At 64.5% G+C, this 16,999-nt stretch carries 11 protein-coding genes; 10 read left to right on the top strand and 1 reads right to left on the bottom strand.

The genetic code is table 11. From position 1 onward, the window contains the following. The first annotated feature begins 499 nt into the window (after window positions 1-499). The 4 genes from CR918_RS15040 (at window position 500) to CR918_RS15025 (ending at window position 4,713) form a co-directional block, all read left to right on the top strand. Complete coding sequence (locus CR918_RS15040; protein ID WP_059064983.1) at window positions 500-1,438, top strand: nucleoside hydrolase; 939 nt, start codon at window positions 500-502, stop codon at window positions 1,436-1,438. A gap of 87 nt (window positions 1,439-1,525) precedes the next feature. Beyond that, window positions 1,526-1,768, top strand: coding sequence for a type B 50S ribosomal protein L31 (locus CR918_RS15035; RefSeq protein WP_006389217.1), 243 nt, complete (start codon window positions 1,526-1,528; stop codon window positions 1,766-1,768). Between the two features lie 296 nt (window positions 1,769-2,064). Then, a complete protein-coding gene (locus CR918_RS15030) occupies window positions 2,065-3,342 on the top strand; it encodes a citrate synthase (protein WP_025874217.1) in 1,278 nt (425 codons plus the stop codon). 270 nt (window positions 3,343-3,612) lie between these two features. Then, window positions 3,613-4,713 (top strand): hypothetical protein, encoded by a 1,101-nt coding sequence (locus CR918_RS15025; protein ID WP_099843530.1) that lies wholly within the window; start codon window positions 3,613-3,615, stop codon window positions 4,711-4,713. A gap of 237 nt (window positions 4,714-4,950) precedes the next feature. On the opposite strand, the gene CR918_RS15020 is transcribed toward CR918_RS15025, so the two are convergent. Then, window positions 4,951-5,724 carry an AraC family transcriptional regulator gene (locus CR918_RS15020; protein WP_099843529.1) on the bottom strand — a complete coding sequence of 258 codons (774 nt, stop codon included), beginning with the start codon at window positions 5,722-5,724 and terminating at the stop codon, window positions 4,951-4,953. Window positions 5,725-5,817: 93 nt separating this feature from the next. Between CR918_RS15020 and CR918_RS15015 the strand changes: the two genes are divergently transcribed. From CR918_RS15015 to CR918_RS14990, 6 genes are all read left to right on the top strand, one after another. Further along, window positions 5,818-6,585, top strand: a complete 768-nt coding sequence (locus CR918_RS15015) for an alpha/beta fold hydrolase (protein WP_099843527.1) — start codon at window positions 5,818-5,820, stop codon at window positions 6,583-6,585. 393 nt (window positions 6,586-6,978) lie between these two features. Continuing rightward, window positions 6,979-7,485 (top strand): CS1 type fimbrial major subunit, encoded by a 507-nt coding sequence (locus tag CR918_RS15010; RefSeq protein ID WP_025874221.1) that lies wholly within the window; start codon window positions 6,979-6,981, stop codon window positions 7,483-7,485. A 49-nt stretch (window positions 7,486-7,534) separates the two neighbouring features. Next, window positions 7,535-10,258, top strand: coding sequence for a TcfC E-set like domain-containing protein (locus CR918_RS15005; RefSeq protein WP_099843525.1), 2,724 nt, complete (start codon window positions 7,535-7,537; stop codon window positions 10,256-10,258). Next, on the top strand, window positions 10,255-11,385 hold the full coding sequence (locus tag CR918_RS15000; RefSeq protein WP_238379115.1) for a CfaE/CblD family pilus tip adhesin: 1,131 nt from the start codon (window positions 10,255-10,257) through the stop codon (window positions 11,383-11,385). The genes CR918_RS15005 and CR918_RS15000 overlap by 4 nt, the downstream gene beginning before the upstream one ends. A 19-nt stretch (window positions 11,386-11,404) precedes the next feature. Next, complete coding sequence (locus CR918_RS14995; protein WP_099843523.1) at window positions 11,405-12,103, top strand: pilus assembly protein; 699 nt, start codon at window positions 11,405-11,407, stop codon at window positions 12,101-12,103. Window positions 12,104-12,169: 66 nt separating this feature from the next. After that, window positions 12,170-16,999 carry an ESPR-type extended signal peptide-containing protein gene (locus CR918_RS14990; RefSeq protein WP_099843521.1) on the top strand — a complete coding sequence of 1,610 codons (4,830 nt, stop codon included), beginning with the start codon at window positions 12,170-12,172 and terminating at the stop codon, window positions 16,997-16,999.

Here is a 16,999-nt window from a genome sequence, read left to right as displayed (position 1 = left end):
GGGATTGGAAGCCCGCGCCATCCGTTGTCGATGGCCTCCCATGTTTTCCATGAAGGGCTGTGCGTCTCAATGAGAAAAGTTGGAGAGATCGAAAACGCTGCAATTGCAGCGCGGCCCCGCCCGGCACGCCGATTACGTCATCTTTCCCGATCCCGCCGACGTCCATCCACGCATGGCGTGGATCTACCGTGTCGACCAAGGTCGACACCCACCAACAGCAGCGGGAACCTGTCGAAGGCGGGGTGGGTCCGGTTGCGGGGGCGTGAGCCGCATGGATGCGGCGACCGAGCTTACATGGACGTACTTGCAGCGTCCCCCGCAACCGGACCCACCCCGCCATCCCACGGAATGCCAGCTTCTGCCGTTGCCGTTGCCGTTGCCGTTGCCGTTGCCGTTGATTCGGCGGGTGCCGGGCGCAGCCCGGCCGAACCCGACCCCCCGTACTTGCAACGGTCATCATCCCGGTCCACACTTCGTTGCCGATCTGAAGACGGCAACGATGACCAAGAAGATCCCGCTGTTGATCGATACCGACCCCGGTGTCGACGACGCACTGGCCCTGCTGATGGCCTTCGCCGATGAACGGCATGACGTGGTTGCCCTGACCATCGCCGCCGGCAACGTAGGCCTGCAGTACACCGTCCGCAACGCCCTCAAGCTCTGCGACATCGTCGGCCGCACCGACGTGCCGGTGTTCGCCGGCAGCCCCGATCCGCTGCTGCATCCATCCGTCGACGCCGCCCACGTGCATGGCCGCGATGGCTATGGCGATGTGGACCTGCCGCCGCCGAGCCGCCAGGCCGACGCCGAGCACGCCGCGCTGGCCATCCTGCGCCTGTCGCACCAGCATGCCGGCGAACTGATGCTGGTGATGCTCGGCCCGCTGACCAACCTGGCGCTGGCGCTGAAGCTCGATCCGACCCTGCCCCAGCGCATCAAGCGCATCGTGGTGATGGGCGGCGCAGTTACCTGCCACGGCAACATCACCCCCGCCGCCGAATTCAACATCGCCTTCGATCCGGAAGCCGCGCATGTGGTGTTCACCGCGTTCCCGCACTTGCTGGTGTCGGACTGGGAAGCCACCGTTGCCCACGGCCTGCCGTTGGCCGAAGCCGAGCAGTGGCTGGGTGCCGATTCCGATCGCGCGCGCTTCTACGAGCTGATCTCGCGCAAGACCCGTGGCCTGTCAGAAGACAGCAAGGGCGGCCGCTGGTATACCGCCGACGCGCTGGCCATGGCCTGGGCGCTGAACCCGGAAGGGCAGCTGCAGGTTGAATCGCGGCCGCTGAATGTGGAACTGAACGGCACGTTCAGCCGCGGCGCGACCATCGTCGACTGGAACCGCCAGACCGGCCAGCCGGACAACTGCGATCTGCTGATGGCCTACGATCAAGGGCGTTTCGAGGCCCTGGTACGCCAGGCCCTGGGTGCGGACTGAGGTCAGCCCCCTGCACTGGTTGCCCCGGGCGGCAACCAGTGCTTATAATGCCGCTCTTGACCACCAGCCCATTTACGGTGTGAGCCCATGAAGGCCGATATCCATCCGAACTACCGCGACGTCGTCTTCCATGACGTCACCTCCGATTTCAAGATCCTGACCCGCTCGACCATGAGCACGAAGGAAACCATCAAGTGGGAAGACGGCAACGACTACCCGCTGGTGAAGGTTGAAATTTCCTCGGCTTCGCATCCGTTCTACACGGGCAAGCACAAGGTCATCGACACCTCGGGCCGTATCGACAAGTTCCAGAAGCGCTACGCGCGCTGATACGTCGTACCCGGTTCGAACCGACGGCCGCGCTCTGCGCGGCCGTTTGTTTTTGTCCAGCGCCTACCCAACGGGCGTTTGGATGGACGGAACACTGCGTCCTTGTGACAACGCTTTTGCCGATCCCGGCCGCTCGCTGGCAGGGTGCCGGCTGCCTGTCGTCTACGACTTCTGTCTAGCGCCCGGCAAATGCTGCTGTGCGATAATGACCTGATCCCCGGCACAGGCCGAGGACGTCATTCACGTGCCTGACCAATGCGCTTGGGCAGGCGCCTTCCCATGAAGGAGCGCACACAGTGTCCGATCTTGATCAGGTCACGCTCAACGCCGGCGATAAGTCGGTCGTTCTGCCCGTCATCAAACCCACCCTCGGCAACGACTGCGTCGACATCGCGAAGCTGACCAAGGAAACGGGGTATTTCACCTACGATTCCGGTTTCACCGCGACGGCCAGCTGCAAGTCCGCCATCACCTACATCGACGGCGACAAGGGCGTGCTGCTGTATCGCGGCTACCCGATCGAGCAGCTGTCGGAAAAGTCGAGCTACGTCGAAGTGGCCTACCTGCTGATCAACGGCGAGCGCCCGAGCGCCGAGCAGCTGAAGGCCTTCACCGACGAGCTGGCTGCCGAAGCCAACGTCGATGAGTCGATCAACACCCTGATCGGCAGCTTCGCCAAGGATGCCCATCCGATGGCCATCCTGACCGCCGCCATCGCGCAGCTGTCGGGCATCTACCACGCCTCGCTGGACCTGTCCGACGCCGAACAGCGCCGCCAGGCCGCCGTGCGCCTGATCGCCAAGGTGCCGACCCTGTCGGCGCTGATCTACCGCCACGGCAAGGGCCTGCCGGCCAACAAGCCGGATACCTCGCTGGACTACGTCAGCCGCTTCCTCAAGCAGACCTTCGAGTCGGCTGATGGCAAGTACGAGCTGAACCAGGACGTGGTCAAGGCACTGGACCTGCTGTTCATCCTGCACGCCGACCACGAGCAGAACGCGTCGACCTCGACCGTGCGTCTGGTCGGTTCGACCGGTGCCAACCCGTATGCGTCGGTCGCCGCTGGCGTCACCGCGCTGTGGGGTCCGGCCCACGGCGGTGCCAACGAAGCCGTGCTGAAGATGCTGGAAGAGATCGGTTCGGCCGACAACGTCGAATCGGCAGTGCTGAAGGCCAAGGACAAGACCTCCGGCTTCCGCCTGATGGGCTTCGGCCACCGCGTGTACAAGAACTTCGATCCGCGCGCCAAGGTCATCGGCGAGATGACCGGCAAGGTGCTCAAGCAGCTGGGCGTGCAGGATCCGCTGCTGGACGTGGCCGTGAAGCTGGAACAGGCCGCGCTGCAGGACGAGTACTTCGTCGCGCGCAAGCTGTACCCGAACGTCGATTTCTACAGCGGCATCATCTACAAGGCGCTGCAGATCCCGACCGAGATGTTCACCGTCATGTTCGCCCTGGGCCGTACCTCCGGCTGGGTCTCGCATTGGCTGGAACAGCAGGTCGACCCGGAAATGAAGATCGGCCGTCCGCGCCAGGTCTACACCGGCCACGACGTGCGCGACTACCAGGGCTGATCGCCTGCGGTAGGTTGTGCTGAAGACGCCCCGCGATTGCGGGGCGTTTTTTTTTGCTTCGCTTTTGGTAGATGCCAACCTTGGTTGGCAAGCTTTCGGCGCCCGCGACACATCATCCACGCATGGCGTGGATCTACTGCGCCCGGGCGCTTGGCACGATGTTCGCCGCGGCAAGACCGCGTGATTCAAGGGTCTCACCAGCTTCACAAGCGCTCGCGCAGCCTCAGGACGCCAGCTGCACCTGCAGCACTGATACGGAGCGTCCAACCCATGAGTACCCGTTTCGACCTGCCCGAGCGCGATCCACTCGGTCCTGACATCGCCACCGTGGTGGCCACTCCCGTCGTGCCACCGCCCAGCGAAAGCGCGGTGTCCTGGGGCGCCATTTTCGCCGGCGCCGTTGCGGCCGCCGCACTGTCGCTGATCCTGTTGATCCTGGGCGTTGGCCTCGGCCTGTCCTCGGTTTCGCCCTGGTCGTTCGAAGGGGTGTCCAAGGAAACCTTCGGCTGGACCAGCGTCGCGTGGCTGACCTTCACCGCGCTGGCCGCTTCCGGTCTGGGCGGCTATCTGGCCGGTCGCCTGCGCACCAAGTGGACGCAGCTGCACGGTGATGAAACCTACTTCCGCGACACCGCGCACGGCTTCGTGTCCTGGGCTGTGGCGACCCTGCTCACTGCTGGCCTGTTGACCTCGGCCATCGGTGGCGTGCTGGGCGCCGGCGCAAAGGTTGCCGGCGCGACCGCAGGCGCCGCTGCCACCACTGCCGGTGCTGCCGTGGCCGGAGCTGGCAGCGCTGCTGCAGGCGCACCGGAGAGCGACCTCAACTACTGGGTGGATTCGCTGTTCCGCGGGGCCACCACGGCGGGCCCGGACGCTGCCGGTGCACCTCCGGTTGCGCCGGCAGCGGGCGCAGCGCCGGGTACCAGCCCAATGGACCCTGCCGCACCGCCGCCGCCCCCGGCCGCCGCCAGCGTCGGCCCACGTGACGCCCGCACGGCCCCGCCGCCGCCGCGCCCGATGCCGGGCAATGGCCCGATGGGCGACCGCCGCGAAGTCCGTGCCGAAGTGAACCGCATCATCGTCAACAGTCTGCAGGGGGACGGCCTGGACCCGGCCGATACCCAGTACCTGTCGCAGCTGATCGCGCGCGAGACGGGCATGAGCGCGGCTGAAGCGCAGGCCCGTGTGACCGACGTGCAGACCCGCATGCGTGCTGCGCTGGAAAAGGCCAAGAACACCGCCAAGCAAGCTGCCGACGATGCGCGCAAGGCAACGGCCTATGCCGCACTGTGGCTGTTCATCACCCTGCTGATCGGCGCGTTCTTCGCCAGCCTCAGCGCCACTTGGGGCGGCCGTCGCCGCGACCTGTAACCCGCATCTGATGCAAGGAGACCTGCCATGAAAACGCTTCTGCTGTGGTTCCTGGGCGTGCCGATTCCGCTGTTGATCCTGTACGCGATCTTCTTCTGAGATCGTGTCGTTGAGTGAGATCCATCAGGCCGCCGCGAGGCGGCCTGATGCCATCCAGTCGCGCATGGACATTTACAGCGTCGAGCCACGCTCGACCCACGCGCGCAGCGCGCATGACAACCAAGCATCGGCCGAGCACTACGCCTCTGAGTACCGGCTCGGCGAACATCCCAGCACACGCCGGAAGGCAGCAGAAAACGCGCTCGGGCTTGCATAGCCCAGGTCCAATGCCACACGCGTCACCGCCTGGCCCTGTCCCAGCCGCTCGATGGCCACCAGCAGGCACACCTGCTGCCGCCACTCGGCAAAACCCACCCCGGTATCGGCGCGGAACAGGCGCGTGAACGTGCGCCGGCTCATGCCTGCTTCGGCGGCAACGTCATCGAGGCGCACTGCCAGCGAAGGACTGTCGAGCAATGCGCGGCAGACACGTGCGAGGCGTGCATCGGTGGGCAGAGGTGCATGCAGGGAAAGTGTCGGCATCGATGCGATTTCCGCCACCAGCAGCTGCATCAGTTTGCCTGCGCGCCCGTCCTCGTCGTACAGCGGGGGCAGGTCCACCGCCGCCTCCAGCAGCTGGTGCAACAGCGCAGAGACCGCGTACACCCGGCAGTGCGCCGGCAGCGCCACGGCGTCGGCCGCCTCGGCGGAGAGAAAGGCGTTGAGCATCGTCACCGGCCCGCGCATGGTCATCTCATGCCCCAGGCCTGCAGGCACCCAGCAGGCGCGCCGTGGGGGAACCAGCCACCGCCCCTGCGGCGTAGCCACACTGATGGTGCCGCGCGCAGCGAACGCGAACTGCCCGCGCCGGTGGGCATGGCGGGGAAACGCAAATTCGGCGGCGTAGTCGTTCGAGGTGACCACGACATCGCGTGGCAGGTCTTCGTAGGGATCAAGCAGCGAATTGCGCATGGCCCGGATTCTATAGCGATTGACCCGTCATCGACGGTGGGCCGGATCCGCGCTGTCTAGCATCAACGCTCCCCTCAGCTGTAATGGAACCACATGACCAATACTTTCCATCGCGTGGGACACGGACCCCATGCTGTCCTGGTGCTGCACGGCTGGTTCGGCGACGCGCACGCGTTCGAGCCCATCGAGCCATGGCTGTCGCGCGACGACTTCAGCTACATCTTCATGGACTGCCGGGGCTACGGCGGCATGCGCGATGCACGGGGGGCCTATACCATCGGCGAGATTGCATCCGATGCATTGGATCTGATGGCGGTCCTGGTCCACGAACGCTTCAGCGTGGCAGGTCATTCGATGGGCGGCATGGCCATTGAACGTATGGCGGTGCTTGCGCCGGAACGGGTACACGGCATGGTGGCCATTGCGCCGGTGCCCTGCGGCGGCATTGCCTACGACGCCGCGACGCGAAGCCTGCTTGAAACGGCAGCCGGGGACGTAGGCGTGCGTCGGTCCATCATCGATCGCAGTACCGGCGGGCGGCTGCCAGCGCAATGGCTCGACTGGAAGGCCGCGTATTCGGCGGCACACGCTTCACCTGCAGCATTTGCTGCCTATCTTCCAGCATGGGCGGATACCGATTTCAGCAATGAGATCGTCGGCAAGCATCGGTTGAAGGTGCTGGTGGGTGCGCACGATCCCACCTTCAACCGCGCACTGATGGAGCGCACCTATCTGCGCCGCTACCGGCAGGTCACGATGGAGGTCCTGGAGGATGCCGGGCATTACCCGATGAACGAAACGCCGCTGGCCCTGGTGGCGGCCATGGAATCGTTCCTGAAAGAGGCGTCGGTTCCGGGATGAATGGTTTCTGGCACGGGAGGTCGTTTCCACATCTTTTCGGATCATCACATCCGCGACCAGCGTGACGACCAGCCTGTAGTGCTGCCGGGCACGCTGGTGGCCAGGATTGGCCACCAGTGCTCAACACGAGCACCCGTGCGTCGATCATGGCTCGACTCTGCAAAGTGCATGTCTCGCAATGAGGTTTGTTGCAAAGACCGGGTGAGGAAATTTGCATAACCCTCAAACATTGAACGCCTTCAAAAAATTTCCTTAACGTTCAGTTATTTAGGAATGGTTGAATGGCCGTCGCAGGGTAGGCGTACCTACCATTCTCTCCGTCGCCCGCCCCCACGCAGGCGGGTGATGCCTCCGCACTGGAGGCCTCATATCCCACCGTCCGAGAGAGACACCATGAACTCCATCCTGAAGAAGGCCGCGCTCGCTGCAGCGCTGGCCACCGTTTCGCTGTCCGCCAATGCATTCGATGCCGACATCAAGGTCTGGGCCAACGTCGATCCGACCCTGGCCCTGCTCAAGGCCGATGGCACTGCGCTGGATTCGGTGGTCAACATGGTCCACAACCCGGTCAGCGGCCTGGTGCCCTGGTCGCAGCAGGTGCGCATCTACTCCAACGATGAAAGCAAGGACATCGAAGTGCGTGTTGGCAGCACCCCGCAGCTGCTCAACACCGATGGTGGCGGCGCGCCGGTGCCGCTGACCGTCAGCCTCAATGGCAGGGCGCTGACCGTGGCGGCGCAGGACTTCTCCGCAACCGACCTGTTCGACGGCGCACTGCCGGGCGCATCGATCCCGCTGGCGCTGCGTATTGCACAGACCGTCCAGGCGCCGATCGCCCGCGGCGGCAGCTACGAAGGCATCGTCACCATCGCCATGCAGCAGAAGACCACCAGCCCGTAAGGCACCCGCGCCGGCCCGCTTGCCGGGCCGGCTGCTTCCGGTAATCCCCATGAATGCTCCCGCACCCGCCGTCACCCGGCTGGCGGTCGCGCTCGCCCTGTCGCTGGCCACACCCCTGGTCGCGGCGCGCGGCGTTCCCGCCGGTTTCGAGGATCTGGTCGAAGGCCAGACCGAACAACTGGAGATCCGTCTGTTCGGTCGTTCGACCGGGCTGGTGCCGGTGCGTGTGACCCTGGAACACGTGCAGCTGGAAACCCCGGCCGAGGCGCTGCAGGCATTGCAGCTGTCCGCCGAAGCGCAGGCTGCGCTGCTGCCGGCGTTGTCGCAGCCGCTGCCGCGGAACAGCCACCTGGCATGCCGTTACGGCGGTGCCAGTGCCGGTTGCGGGTACATCGATCCTCCCCAGGAGCCCACTGCCGTGCGCGCGCTGTATGACGAAGGCGAGGGCGCAGTGCGCCTGTTTGTCGCCCGCCAATGGATCCCCGGCGAGCCGGCCGCCGAGCGCTACCACCAGGTCAGCGCCAATGCCGAGAACGCCTTCCTGCACCAGCACACCTTCAATGTCAGCGGTGGCCGGGGCTACCAGGCGCTGGCCGCGCAGGGCATGGGTGCACTGGGCGTGTTCCAGCGCGGACACCTGTCCGCCGACTGGACCTTCAGCCAGCAGCACTACCGCGGCGGTCTTGCCAGCCGCCGTTTCCAGCTCGACAACGCCTACTACCGCCATGACCTGGGCCAGCAGCACTACCTGCAGGCCGGGCGCATGGACCGCCGCAACCTGAGCAGCCCGCAGGGCGGCACCTTCAGTTTCAGCATGCTGCCGATGGATCGCTTCCAGGGCCTGCGGCTGGGCACCACGCAGGCCTACGTGGACTCCGCCGCCGCCGTGCAGGCCACGCCCCTCACCGTGCTGCTGGCGCGCGATGCGCGTGTGGATGCGTTCGATGGCGAGCGCCTGTTGCAGACCTTCTACCTGCAGGCAGGCATCAACCAGCTCGATACGCGCCGGTTCCCCATGGGCAACTACACCGTCAGCCTGCGCATCTACGAAGACGGCGTGCTGGTACGCAACGAGGACGCGCCGTTCGACAAGGGCGGTGACTGGACCGACAGCAGCGTGCAGTGGTTCCTGCAGGGCGGCCGCCGCAACGAGCGCCGCAGCGACCGCTTCGACGACGAACTGGCGGCCATGGGCGGCCTGCGCGTGCCGATGGGGCGCAACGTGGCCATGACCGCTGGCATCGCCGATCTGGGCGGTTTCAGCTACGGCGAACTGCGGGTGGACCTGCGCCATGTGTTTGCCACCCAGGAAGTCCGCGCCACCTTCAGTGGCATGCACGGCAGCGATGGCAGCCGTGGCCAGCAGCATCAGCTTTCCTACCGTCGCCGCGCTTCGTGGAATGTGTACCACCAGCGCATGCGCGGCCGTGCCTGCCAGTTCGAGGATGACGCGCGCGACCGGCTCGGCTGCGCCGATTCGCTCAGCGCCTCGATGGCGCTGCCGGTGGCCGGCGGCAACGCCTACCTGGCCTATACGCGCCGCCAGACCTGGCGTGCAGGCACCGTGCGGCCGGGGCTGGATGATGATCCGCTGGCCGGACTTGACCCGCTGCTGCCGCCGTGGATGCCACAGCCCGCGCGCATACCGCAGCTCAGCCGCACCTGGCAGGCCAGCTACAGCCGCAGCCAGCGCTGGGGCGAGTTCAGCGTCTCCAGCCGCATCGGCGTGTGGCAGCAGACCAGCGGCGGTGGGCTGCGCGATGGACGTGACCGCGGCATCTACCTCAATTTCAGCCTCAACCGCCTGCAGCACGATGACCGCGGCAGTTCGCAGCGACGCTATGGCGTGGACGTGCGGCAACCACAGCATGCGCGGCCGGATATCAACTACAGCGCCGGGCAGACGCTGCGCCAGGAATACGAGGATCAGTACCGCGAGGTATCGGGCGAACTGCGCGGCAACAACAACGAGCGCTACAGCGCCACGCTGAGTACCCAGCTGCAGAACCGCATCGGCCAGACCGGTGCCACGGTGTCGCGCTACCAGCACCAGGGTGGCAACGAAGTGGCGTACAGCGCCACGCACAGTTCCGGCCTGGCCATCGGCAAGCGCGGCGTGTACTGGGGCGCTGGCGTTGGCGCCGACGCGGGGCTGGCGGTGCAGGTGGATGACACCGACGACCTGGACCTGAGCGGCGTTGCCGCCGAGCTGCAGGTGGGCGGGCTGCGTCGACAGCGACTGAAGCTGGGCGAGCGCCGGCTGCTGCCGATTTCCGCCTACCAGTCGCACCGCGCTGAAGTGCAGGACGCCAGCGCCCTGGACAGCATCGCCGCCGTGCGCGTGAGCGGTGTGGGCGGCGCGCGTCCGTTGTTCCTGCCACCAGGCCGGCTGGTGCGCATGCCGGTGCCTATTGAAGTGACCTACACCTTCATCGGCAACGCCCAGGACATCGCCGGCGCACCGCTGCGCGGTGCCCGCATTCTCAACGCGCCGGTGCCCGGCACCGGCAGCAATGGAGGTTTCGTGGCCGACTTCCCACGACGCGAGAAGACCCTGTACCTGCTGCAGGACGACCGGTTGCTGCACTGCCCGCTGCAGGTGCGCGAGCGCCGCAGCGTGGTGATGCTGGTAGGCGCCGTGCAGTGCGAGCCGCTGGCCGTGGCCCAGCTGCCGGCCGACATCCGCCACCAGGCACGGGTGACGCGGCTGCTGCAGGAGCAGGCGCTGATCGCCGCCACGCCACAGACCGCAGCAGCGGGAGGTGCGAAGTGAGCCGTCGGTTGTGGTGGGTGATGGCGGTGTTGTGTGGGCTGGTGCTGTTGGTGCCGAGGGCGAAGGCGCAGAGGCCGCCGGAAACGCATCCGTCGAGCGAGCACCGCGACATCGTGATGAGTTGGGATCGCTCTGCGATGCCGGGAGATATCGAGTTGTGGGCGCGGAGGACTGTGCTGGGCTATGAACTGCTTGGGACGCTTGACTACGGAAGGTTGTATCTGACCTGCAAATCAAGCAGTGACTCAGCACAGGGGAAATGCCCGGTCAATGACACGCTTGAGAATGCGACAAACATCAAGAGTGTTATTCCACTTCGATTTACCGAACGACGAAGTGGAATGACAGAAGATCTCGACGTGGTAGCAGAGCTGCGTCGAGGCGAAGCAACAACAGCCTGTAGCCTTGATTACTGGGATAGTTTAATTCGCCTGATTTGGTCATCGAGTTTCACGCCCTGCTTCGGGAAACCAGTGGGAACGGCTGTGTCAATGGAGCTGCAAGGAAAGCAGCTTGAGAGGTTGGTTGCAGGGAACTGGACGGCTCAACTGGCTCTTTCACTGCACACACCATCTCATTTGAATATCGCAACGTATACGTTTGATTTTGCTCTTGCGGTAACGGACAAGAACGCGGTCTCCATCTACTTCCCGCTTTTCGATCAGGTCACCCCGCACGTCGGTCTGAACCTGCAGTACGACCCGATCGCGCAGACCATCGGTGGCCGTACCCAGCTCGACATGTGCCTGTACGACGGACTTGGTTCGCAGAGTGCCTACCTCGGCGTCACCGTGCGTGACAGCGGCGCGCAACCTCCCGGGCCCTCGGGCTACTCGGTATGGCACGTCGATGGCGGCAGTGATGCCAGTCAGCGCGTGGACTACACCGTCACCCTGGATCACAACGGCAGCAGCCTGCCCATGCGCAATGGTGTGGAGCAGCTGCTGCACGGCATCGATACCGCACGGCTGCGCCTGGTGCTGCTGCCCGGCATGACGCAGCCGGTGTTCTGCGTGCCTACGCCATTGACGCTGGAAACACCGCGCGTGCCGGTCAGCACCAAGCGCCCCGGCTACTACAGCGGCGATCTCAAGGTGGAACTGCGTGTTCCCACCGTCACGCCCTGAACCCCACATGGAGTCCCCGATGAAACCCCTAGTCCGCTGCCTGCTGCCGCTGTCGCTGCTGATGGCGTTGCCTGCCCATGCCAATCTCACCGTGCACCCCATGCGTACGTCGGTGGACGCGAAGAAAGGCGCACAGATACGCATCTACTCGCAGTCCACCCAACCGCAGTACGTGCAGGCATCGATCAAGCGCATCGTCAACCCGGCGGGGGCAGGTGAACAGGAGGTTGAGGTGGAGCCGAATGAGGCCGCCATCGCCATCACGCCAGGAAAGTTCGCCCTCGCCGGTGGTGGCAACCGGCTGATCCGTGTGATTCCGCTGCAGCCGGTCGAAAAGGAAACGGCCTACCGCGTGTACTTCGAGGGCGTGCGCGGCCCCGAACGTGCTGACCCTGCAGGCGAGGGTGAGAGTGCCCAGGCCAATGTCGGCGTCAGCCTGGTCTGGGGCGCGCTGGTCAATGTATTGCCCGCGCAATCGACGATGGACGTGCAGGTGGAGGGAAACCAGCTGCGCAACACCGGCACGGTACGCGTGGGCATCACCAGCATCGCTGACTGCGATGGTGTGCGCTGCACCGCACATGACGTCTCGCGCAGCCTGTACCCCGGCAGCGCGCTGGAGCTGCCGTTCCCATTGCAGCCGGGTCACACGCTGCAGCTGCGCTATCGGCTGACCCGCGATGGCTATCGCGAGCACCTGCACAACGTCGCGCTCTGAATGCATCACGCCGCTGTGGCTTGGTGCCACAGCGGTTCCTTCTGTTTCGTTTGTTAAGGAGAATCCATGAACAAGATCTATCGACGACTCTGGTCCGCCGCCCGCCAATGCTGGGTGGTGGCAAGTGAGCTGACCCGAAGGAAGGGACGCAGCGCGGGAGGTGTCCAAGGCGGCTTGCTGGCATCCGTTTTGATTGGCTCACTTTCCACCACTGCGAGCGCGGCCATTTTCTATGGCTGTGATGGTGGTGTGTCCGGAATTGTCCGCTGCGCTCCGTTCGTTGGGCACGAGGACATGGGAAATGCGAATGCTTCGTCGCGTAGTTCCTACTATCTTTCCATGGGAGGGGGAGCATGGACCGACGGTCTCTACTCCACCAGTTTCGGAAACCGAACGTCTGCCGAGGGTGACAAGAACTCAGTATTTGGCTACGGAGCGGTGGCGAAAAAGGGATATGCCTCGGTATTTGGTGCGCATGCGGTGGGCGATGGTATTGGTGCAATCGCGTTCGGCCACAACGCGAAGGCTTACACCGAAAATTCCATCGCAGTCGGCAGCGGCTCAAGGACAAATGAGGGCGCAGGCGTGTCGAAGATTGCCATCGGCGGTGATGCCTATGCAGGGACCGCTGGTTGGACCGGCGCCATCGCGCTTGGCGGCAAGGCACGTGCCGAGTTCGACGGCCTGGCCATGGGCTACGAGGCCAAGGCTACTGCGAATGGCACGGTGGCACTCGGACGTGGTTCGGTCGCCAACGAAGGCAATACGATATCGGTTGGCAACACCAACACCAAGCGCCGTATCGTCAATGTGGGCGATGCACGCCTGAATGCCACCAGCACAGATGCAGTAACGGGAAAGCAGCTGTATCAGTTGTCGACTGCGACCAGTGGCCTGATCAGCCAGGCGAGCACGGGCGGGGCGGTTCGCATTGGTGCGGAGAACACCGGCACGACACTGACGGTCAGCAATAAAAGTGGTGCTGCCCGCTATCTCAACGGTGTCCGCAACGGCACGCTGAGCGCAACCAGTACCGATGCGGTTACCGGGCAGCAGCTGTTCGCCACCAATCAGAACGTGACGGCGGCAACCAATCGCATCAATGCGAGAGCACTGTCACTGGGTGAAGGCGCAACCGCCGAATCGGTTGCGTACGGGGTGAGTACAGCGCTTGGGTACAATGCCAAAAGCTACAACGGCCAGAGTGTGGCCGTGGGTTTTGACGCCCGTGCTGGTGTGGATGCCGCTGGCAACAAGGTGGTAAACCTGAATGCAGGTGTCTCGCTGGGTTCGCGCAGCCGCAGTGGCAATGGTGCCGTCGCGGCAGGGCTGCAGGCCAGCGCGGTGGGTGATCGTGCCATTGCCATTGGCCATGAGGCATCGGCGGATGTGATTCACGCCACCGCGATCGGATATCAGAGCGAGGCCAGCGCTGGGCACTCCATCGCACTCGGGCGCGGTACCCACGCAAGCGGCCTCTACGCGACGGCCATGGGCAATCTGGCCAGGGCCTCGGCCGAAAGTGCTGTGGCCATTGGTGATCGTTCCCTGGCTCAGCACAATGGTTCGGTGGCGTTGGGCAATGGTTCGCAGACCAGCGCCGCCAATCAGATTTCCGTCGGCAGCAGCGCCATCAAGCGCAAGCTGGTCAATCTGGCCGACGGTACGCTCAGTACGTCCAGCACCGAGGCCGTGACCGGCAAGCAGCTCAACGCTACCAATGCCAACGTGGTCACTGCACAGAATACAGCCAGTGCCGCGCAGGTGGCCGCTACCGGGGCGAAGACCGCAGCCGACAGCGCGCTTGCCAAAGCCACCACCCTGGCCGGCCTGGTGAGCCAGGTGTCCACCACGGGCAATATGCGTATAGGCAGCGAAAATGCCGGTACTGTGTTGGACGTGCGCAACAAGGCCAATGCCAACCGCAGTATCAGCGGGGTTGCCGACGCGACGCTGAGCAACAGCAGCACCGAGGCTGTCACTGGCCGACAGCTTGCGGCTACCAACAGCAACGTAACCACGGCGCAGAACACCGCCAACGCCGCGCAGACGGCGGCAACTGCGGCCAAGACCACTGCGGACAATGCGCTGGGCAGGGCCACAGCGTTGAGTGGTCTGGTCAGCCAGGTATCGGCCACGGGCAATGTGCGCCTGGGCGCAGACAATGCGGGCACCGTGGTGGATGTGGCCAACAAGGACGGCGCGAAGCGGCGCGTCAACAACGTCGCCAATGGCGTGCTGAGCAGCACCAGTACCGATGTCGTGACCGGACAGCAGCTTCATGCCACCAACCAGTCTGTTTCCACGCAGGGCCAGTCACTGTTGCTGCACGGCCAGCAGCTGGCAACGCATACCCAGGCCCTGGACGCGCAGGACCAGCGCGTCGCGACCAACCGCGCCGACATCGATCAGCTTCGTACGGACGTGGACAACTTTGATCCGGATCTGGATGGGGTAGTGAAGTTCAGTGCTGATCGCCTGCTTGTGGACATGGAGGGTGCGCGCATATCGGGAGTGGCGGCGGGGGATGTCAGCTCGGCGGCCAGTACCGATGCCGTGAATGGTGGGCAGTTGTTTGCGGCCAACGAGAAGATCTCGGCACTTGAAGGCGCCGGAAAGTTCGTTGCTATAGGCGGCGGTGGACCGGCCGATAGCGCGGCTGCGGGATTGGTCGCGGTCGCGGTCGGGGATTCGGCGAGGGCCGAGGCTGAAGGAGCGGTGGCCGTTGGTAGTTTCGCGATAGCAGCGGGAAAGAACTCAGTTTCCTTGGGTAGGGCTTCAAGCGTCGCGGCAAAGGCTGAGGATGGCTTCGCGCTAGGAGTCAGGGCATCCGTTGAGTCGGAGAAGGGTGTTGCAATAGGTGCCGGCAGCTCTGTTTCCGAAGCTGCTTTCAACAGTGTCGCCGTGGGCGCCGGCTCCATTGCAACTGAGGCGATGACGGTCTCAGTTGGACAAGGTGTTTTGAAGCGCCGGGTTGTGAATGTCGCTCGGGGTGTGAATGAAGGTGATGCATCGACGATTGGTCAGGTCAGTGACGCACTGGCAATGCTCGGCGGAGGCGCCGGCTTTGGCTCAGGAGGCGATGTCATTGCTCCTGTCTACAATGTACAGGGTGGCACGCAGAACAGCGTAGGTGACGCCTTGGCTGTGCTCGATGGCGCAGTGCTCAGGTCCGATAGCCGAGTAGATGGCGTCGAAGGCCAGCTGCGTGCGACATTCCAACAGTCGCCATCAACCAGCGCAGAAGGAATCGCCCAGGTGAACCTGGCTGGCGCGCAGGGCATGGTTCTGTCGAATCTGGCAGATGGTCGCATTGCTGCGGGTAGTCGTGATGCGGTGACTGGCAATCAGCTGTTTGCAGTCAAGCAGGATGTTGATCGGAACCGAAGCGAACTGAATGCATTGCTTGATGCAAGCGGATCTGGTGCTTCAACTGCCGGGGACGCATACGGCGTGATCGACTACGGCGGCGCCACGCTGACGGGTGTATCAGATGGTGAACTGTCGTCTGGGAGTAGGGATGTTGTGAACGGTGGGCAGCTGTTCTCCACAAATCTGCGCGTGCGAGAGCTGGAGCAGACGGGGCGTTTCCTGAGCGTGGGATTTGACGGCCTGAGCAATGATGCCGAGGCTGGTCTCCTCGGTGTCGCATTGGGGGATTCCGCCAAGGCGTCTACCGGCTCTGAAGGTGGTGTGGCCATCGGGAGTTACTCGATTGCACAAGGGACGAACTCAGTTGCGCTGGGCCGAGGATCTAACGTGGCCGATTCTGCTGAGAGCGGGTTTGCTCTGGGCGTTGGTTCGAATGTCTATGCGAACCAGGGTGTGGCCTTTGGCGCGTCGAGTCGTGTGGTAGCAGGCGCTGATGGAGCGCTCGCGCTGGGTTCCTACTCAATCGCGACCGAATCAAATACGGCTTCATTCGGTAACGGCTCGGTTAAACGGCGTTTGGTGAACCTTGGTCGCGGCACTGGTGAGCATGATGCAGTCACCGTGGCACAGTTGAGCGAGTCGCTAGCTGCACTTGGGGGCGGTGCGGGTCTCGATGAGGATGGTCGTGTCGTCACCCCCGGCTTCAACGTCCAGGGCCAACACCAGAACACCATCAACGAAGCCCTCGCCACGCTCGACTCGGCCGTAGTCACCACCGGCTCCCGTGTCGACCGTGTGGAAACCCAGCTCCGCTCGGTGTTCCAGGAATCTCCGTCCGTCCGCAGCGACGGCGCCGCCCAGCTCACCCTGGCGGGTGCCAACGGCATGGTCATCTCCAACGTCGCCAACGGCTTGATCGCCGCCGGCAGCCGCGAGGCGGTCAACGGTGGCCAGTTGCATGCCGCGCAGCAGCAGCTCAACGGTCGCATCGATGGCCTGGAGCAGCGCGTGGACGGCCAGCCGCAGGCGCGTGCAATGGCCACGGCATCGGCGGCGCCGACCGAAGAGATCATGCCAAGCCCGGAAGCCAGCGGTTCGCCGCAGGTCGCTTCGGCAGGCGAGGGCGCTTCGCCTGCACCGCAGCCGAAGTCGAAGAAGGACGATTCACCCGCGCCCACGCCGCAGGTCGACACCGCCGAGTTGGAAAAGATGCTGGCCCGCGCCAACGAGTACACCGACGGTGCGATCAGCAACTTCGAGCGCCGCCTGGACAAGATGGACAAGCGCTTCAACCGCATGGCGGCGATGAGCAGCGCGCAGACGGCCATGGCCATGAACACCGCCGGCCTGGCCACCTACAACCGCCTTGGCGCGGGCGTGGGCTACGCCGAGGGCGAGTCGGCCATGGCGGTGGGTTACCAGCGCGTGCTCAACGACAAGGGCTCAGCCACCTTCAGCCTCAATGGTGCCTTCACCAACAGCGGTGAACGCAGCATGGGCGTGGGTGTGGGCATCGGTTGGTAA

Origin of the sequence: Stenotrophomonas indicatrix (assembly GCF_002750975.1) — a bacterium.
Classification (GTDB): Bacteria; Pseudomonadota; Gammaproteobacteria; order Xanthomonadales; family Xanthomonadaceae; genus Stenotrophomonas; species Stenotrophomonas indicatrix.
This window is presented reverse-complemented; position numbering and strand designations above follow the sequence as displayed.

Excerpts from the sequence above, each read along its gene's own strand:
- CR918_RS15040 (WP_059064983.1), top strand. The coding sequence starts at position 500 with ATGACCAAGAAGATCCCGCTGTTGATCGATACCGACCCCGGTGTCGAC.
- CR918_RS15035 (WP_006389217.1), top strand. The coding sequence starts at position 1,526 with ATGAAGGCCGATATCCATCCGAACTACCGCGACGTCGTCTTCCATGAC.
- CR918_RS15025 (WP_099843530.1), top strand. The coding sequence starts at position 3,613 with ATGAGTACCCGTTTCGACCTGCCCGAGCGCGATCCACTCGGTCCTGAC.
- CR918_RS15020 (WP_099843529.1), bottom strand. The coding sequence starts at position 5,724 with ATGCGCAATTCGCTGCTTGATCCCTACGAAGACCTGCCACGCGATGTC.
- CR918_RS15015 (WP_099843527.1), top strand. The coding sequence starts at position 5,818 with ATGACCAATACTTTCCATCGCGTGGGACACGGACCCCATGCTGTCCTG.
- CR918_RS15010 (WP_025874221.1), top strand. The coding sequence starts at position 6,979 with ATGAACTCCATCCTGAAGAAGGCCGCGCTCGCTGCAGCGCTGGCCACC.
- CR918_RS15005 (WP_099843525.1), top strand. The coding sequence starts at position 7,535 with ATGAATGCTCCCGCACCCGCCGTCACCCGGCTGGCGGTCGCGCTCGCC.
- CR918_RS14995 (WP_099843523.1), top strand. The coding sequence starts at position 11,405 with ATGAAACCCCTAGTCCGCTGCCTGCTGCCGCTGTCGCTGCTGATGGCG.
- CR918_RS14990 (WP_099843521.1), top strand. The coding sequence starts at position 12,170 with ATGAACAAGATCTATCGACGACTCTGGTCCGCCGCCCGCCAATGCTGG.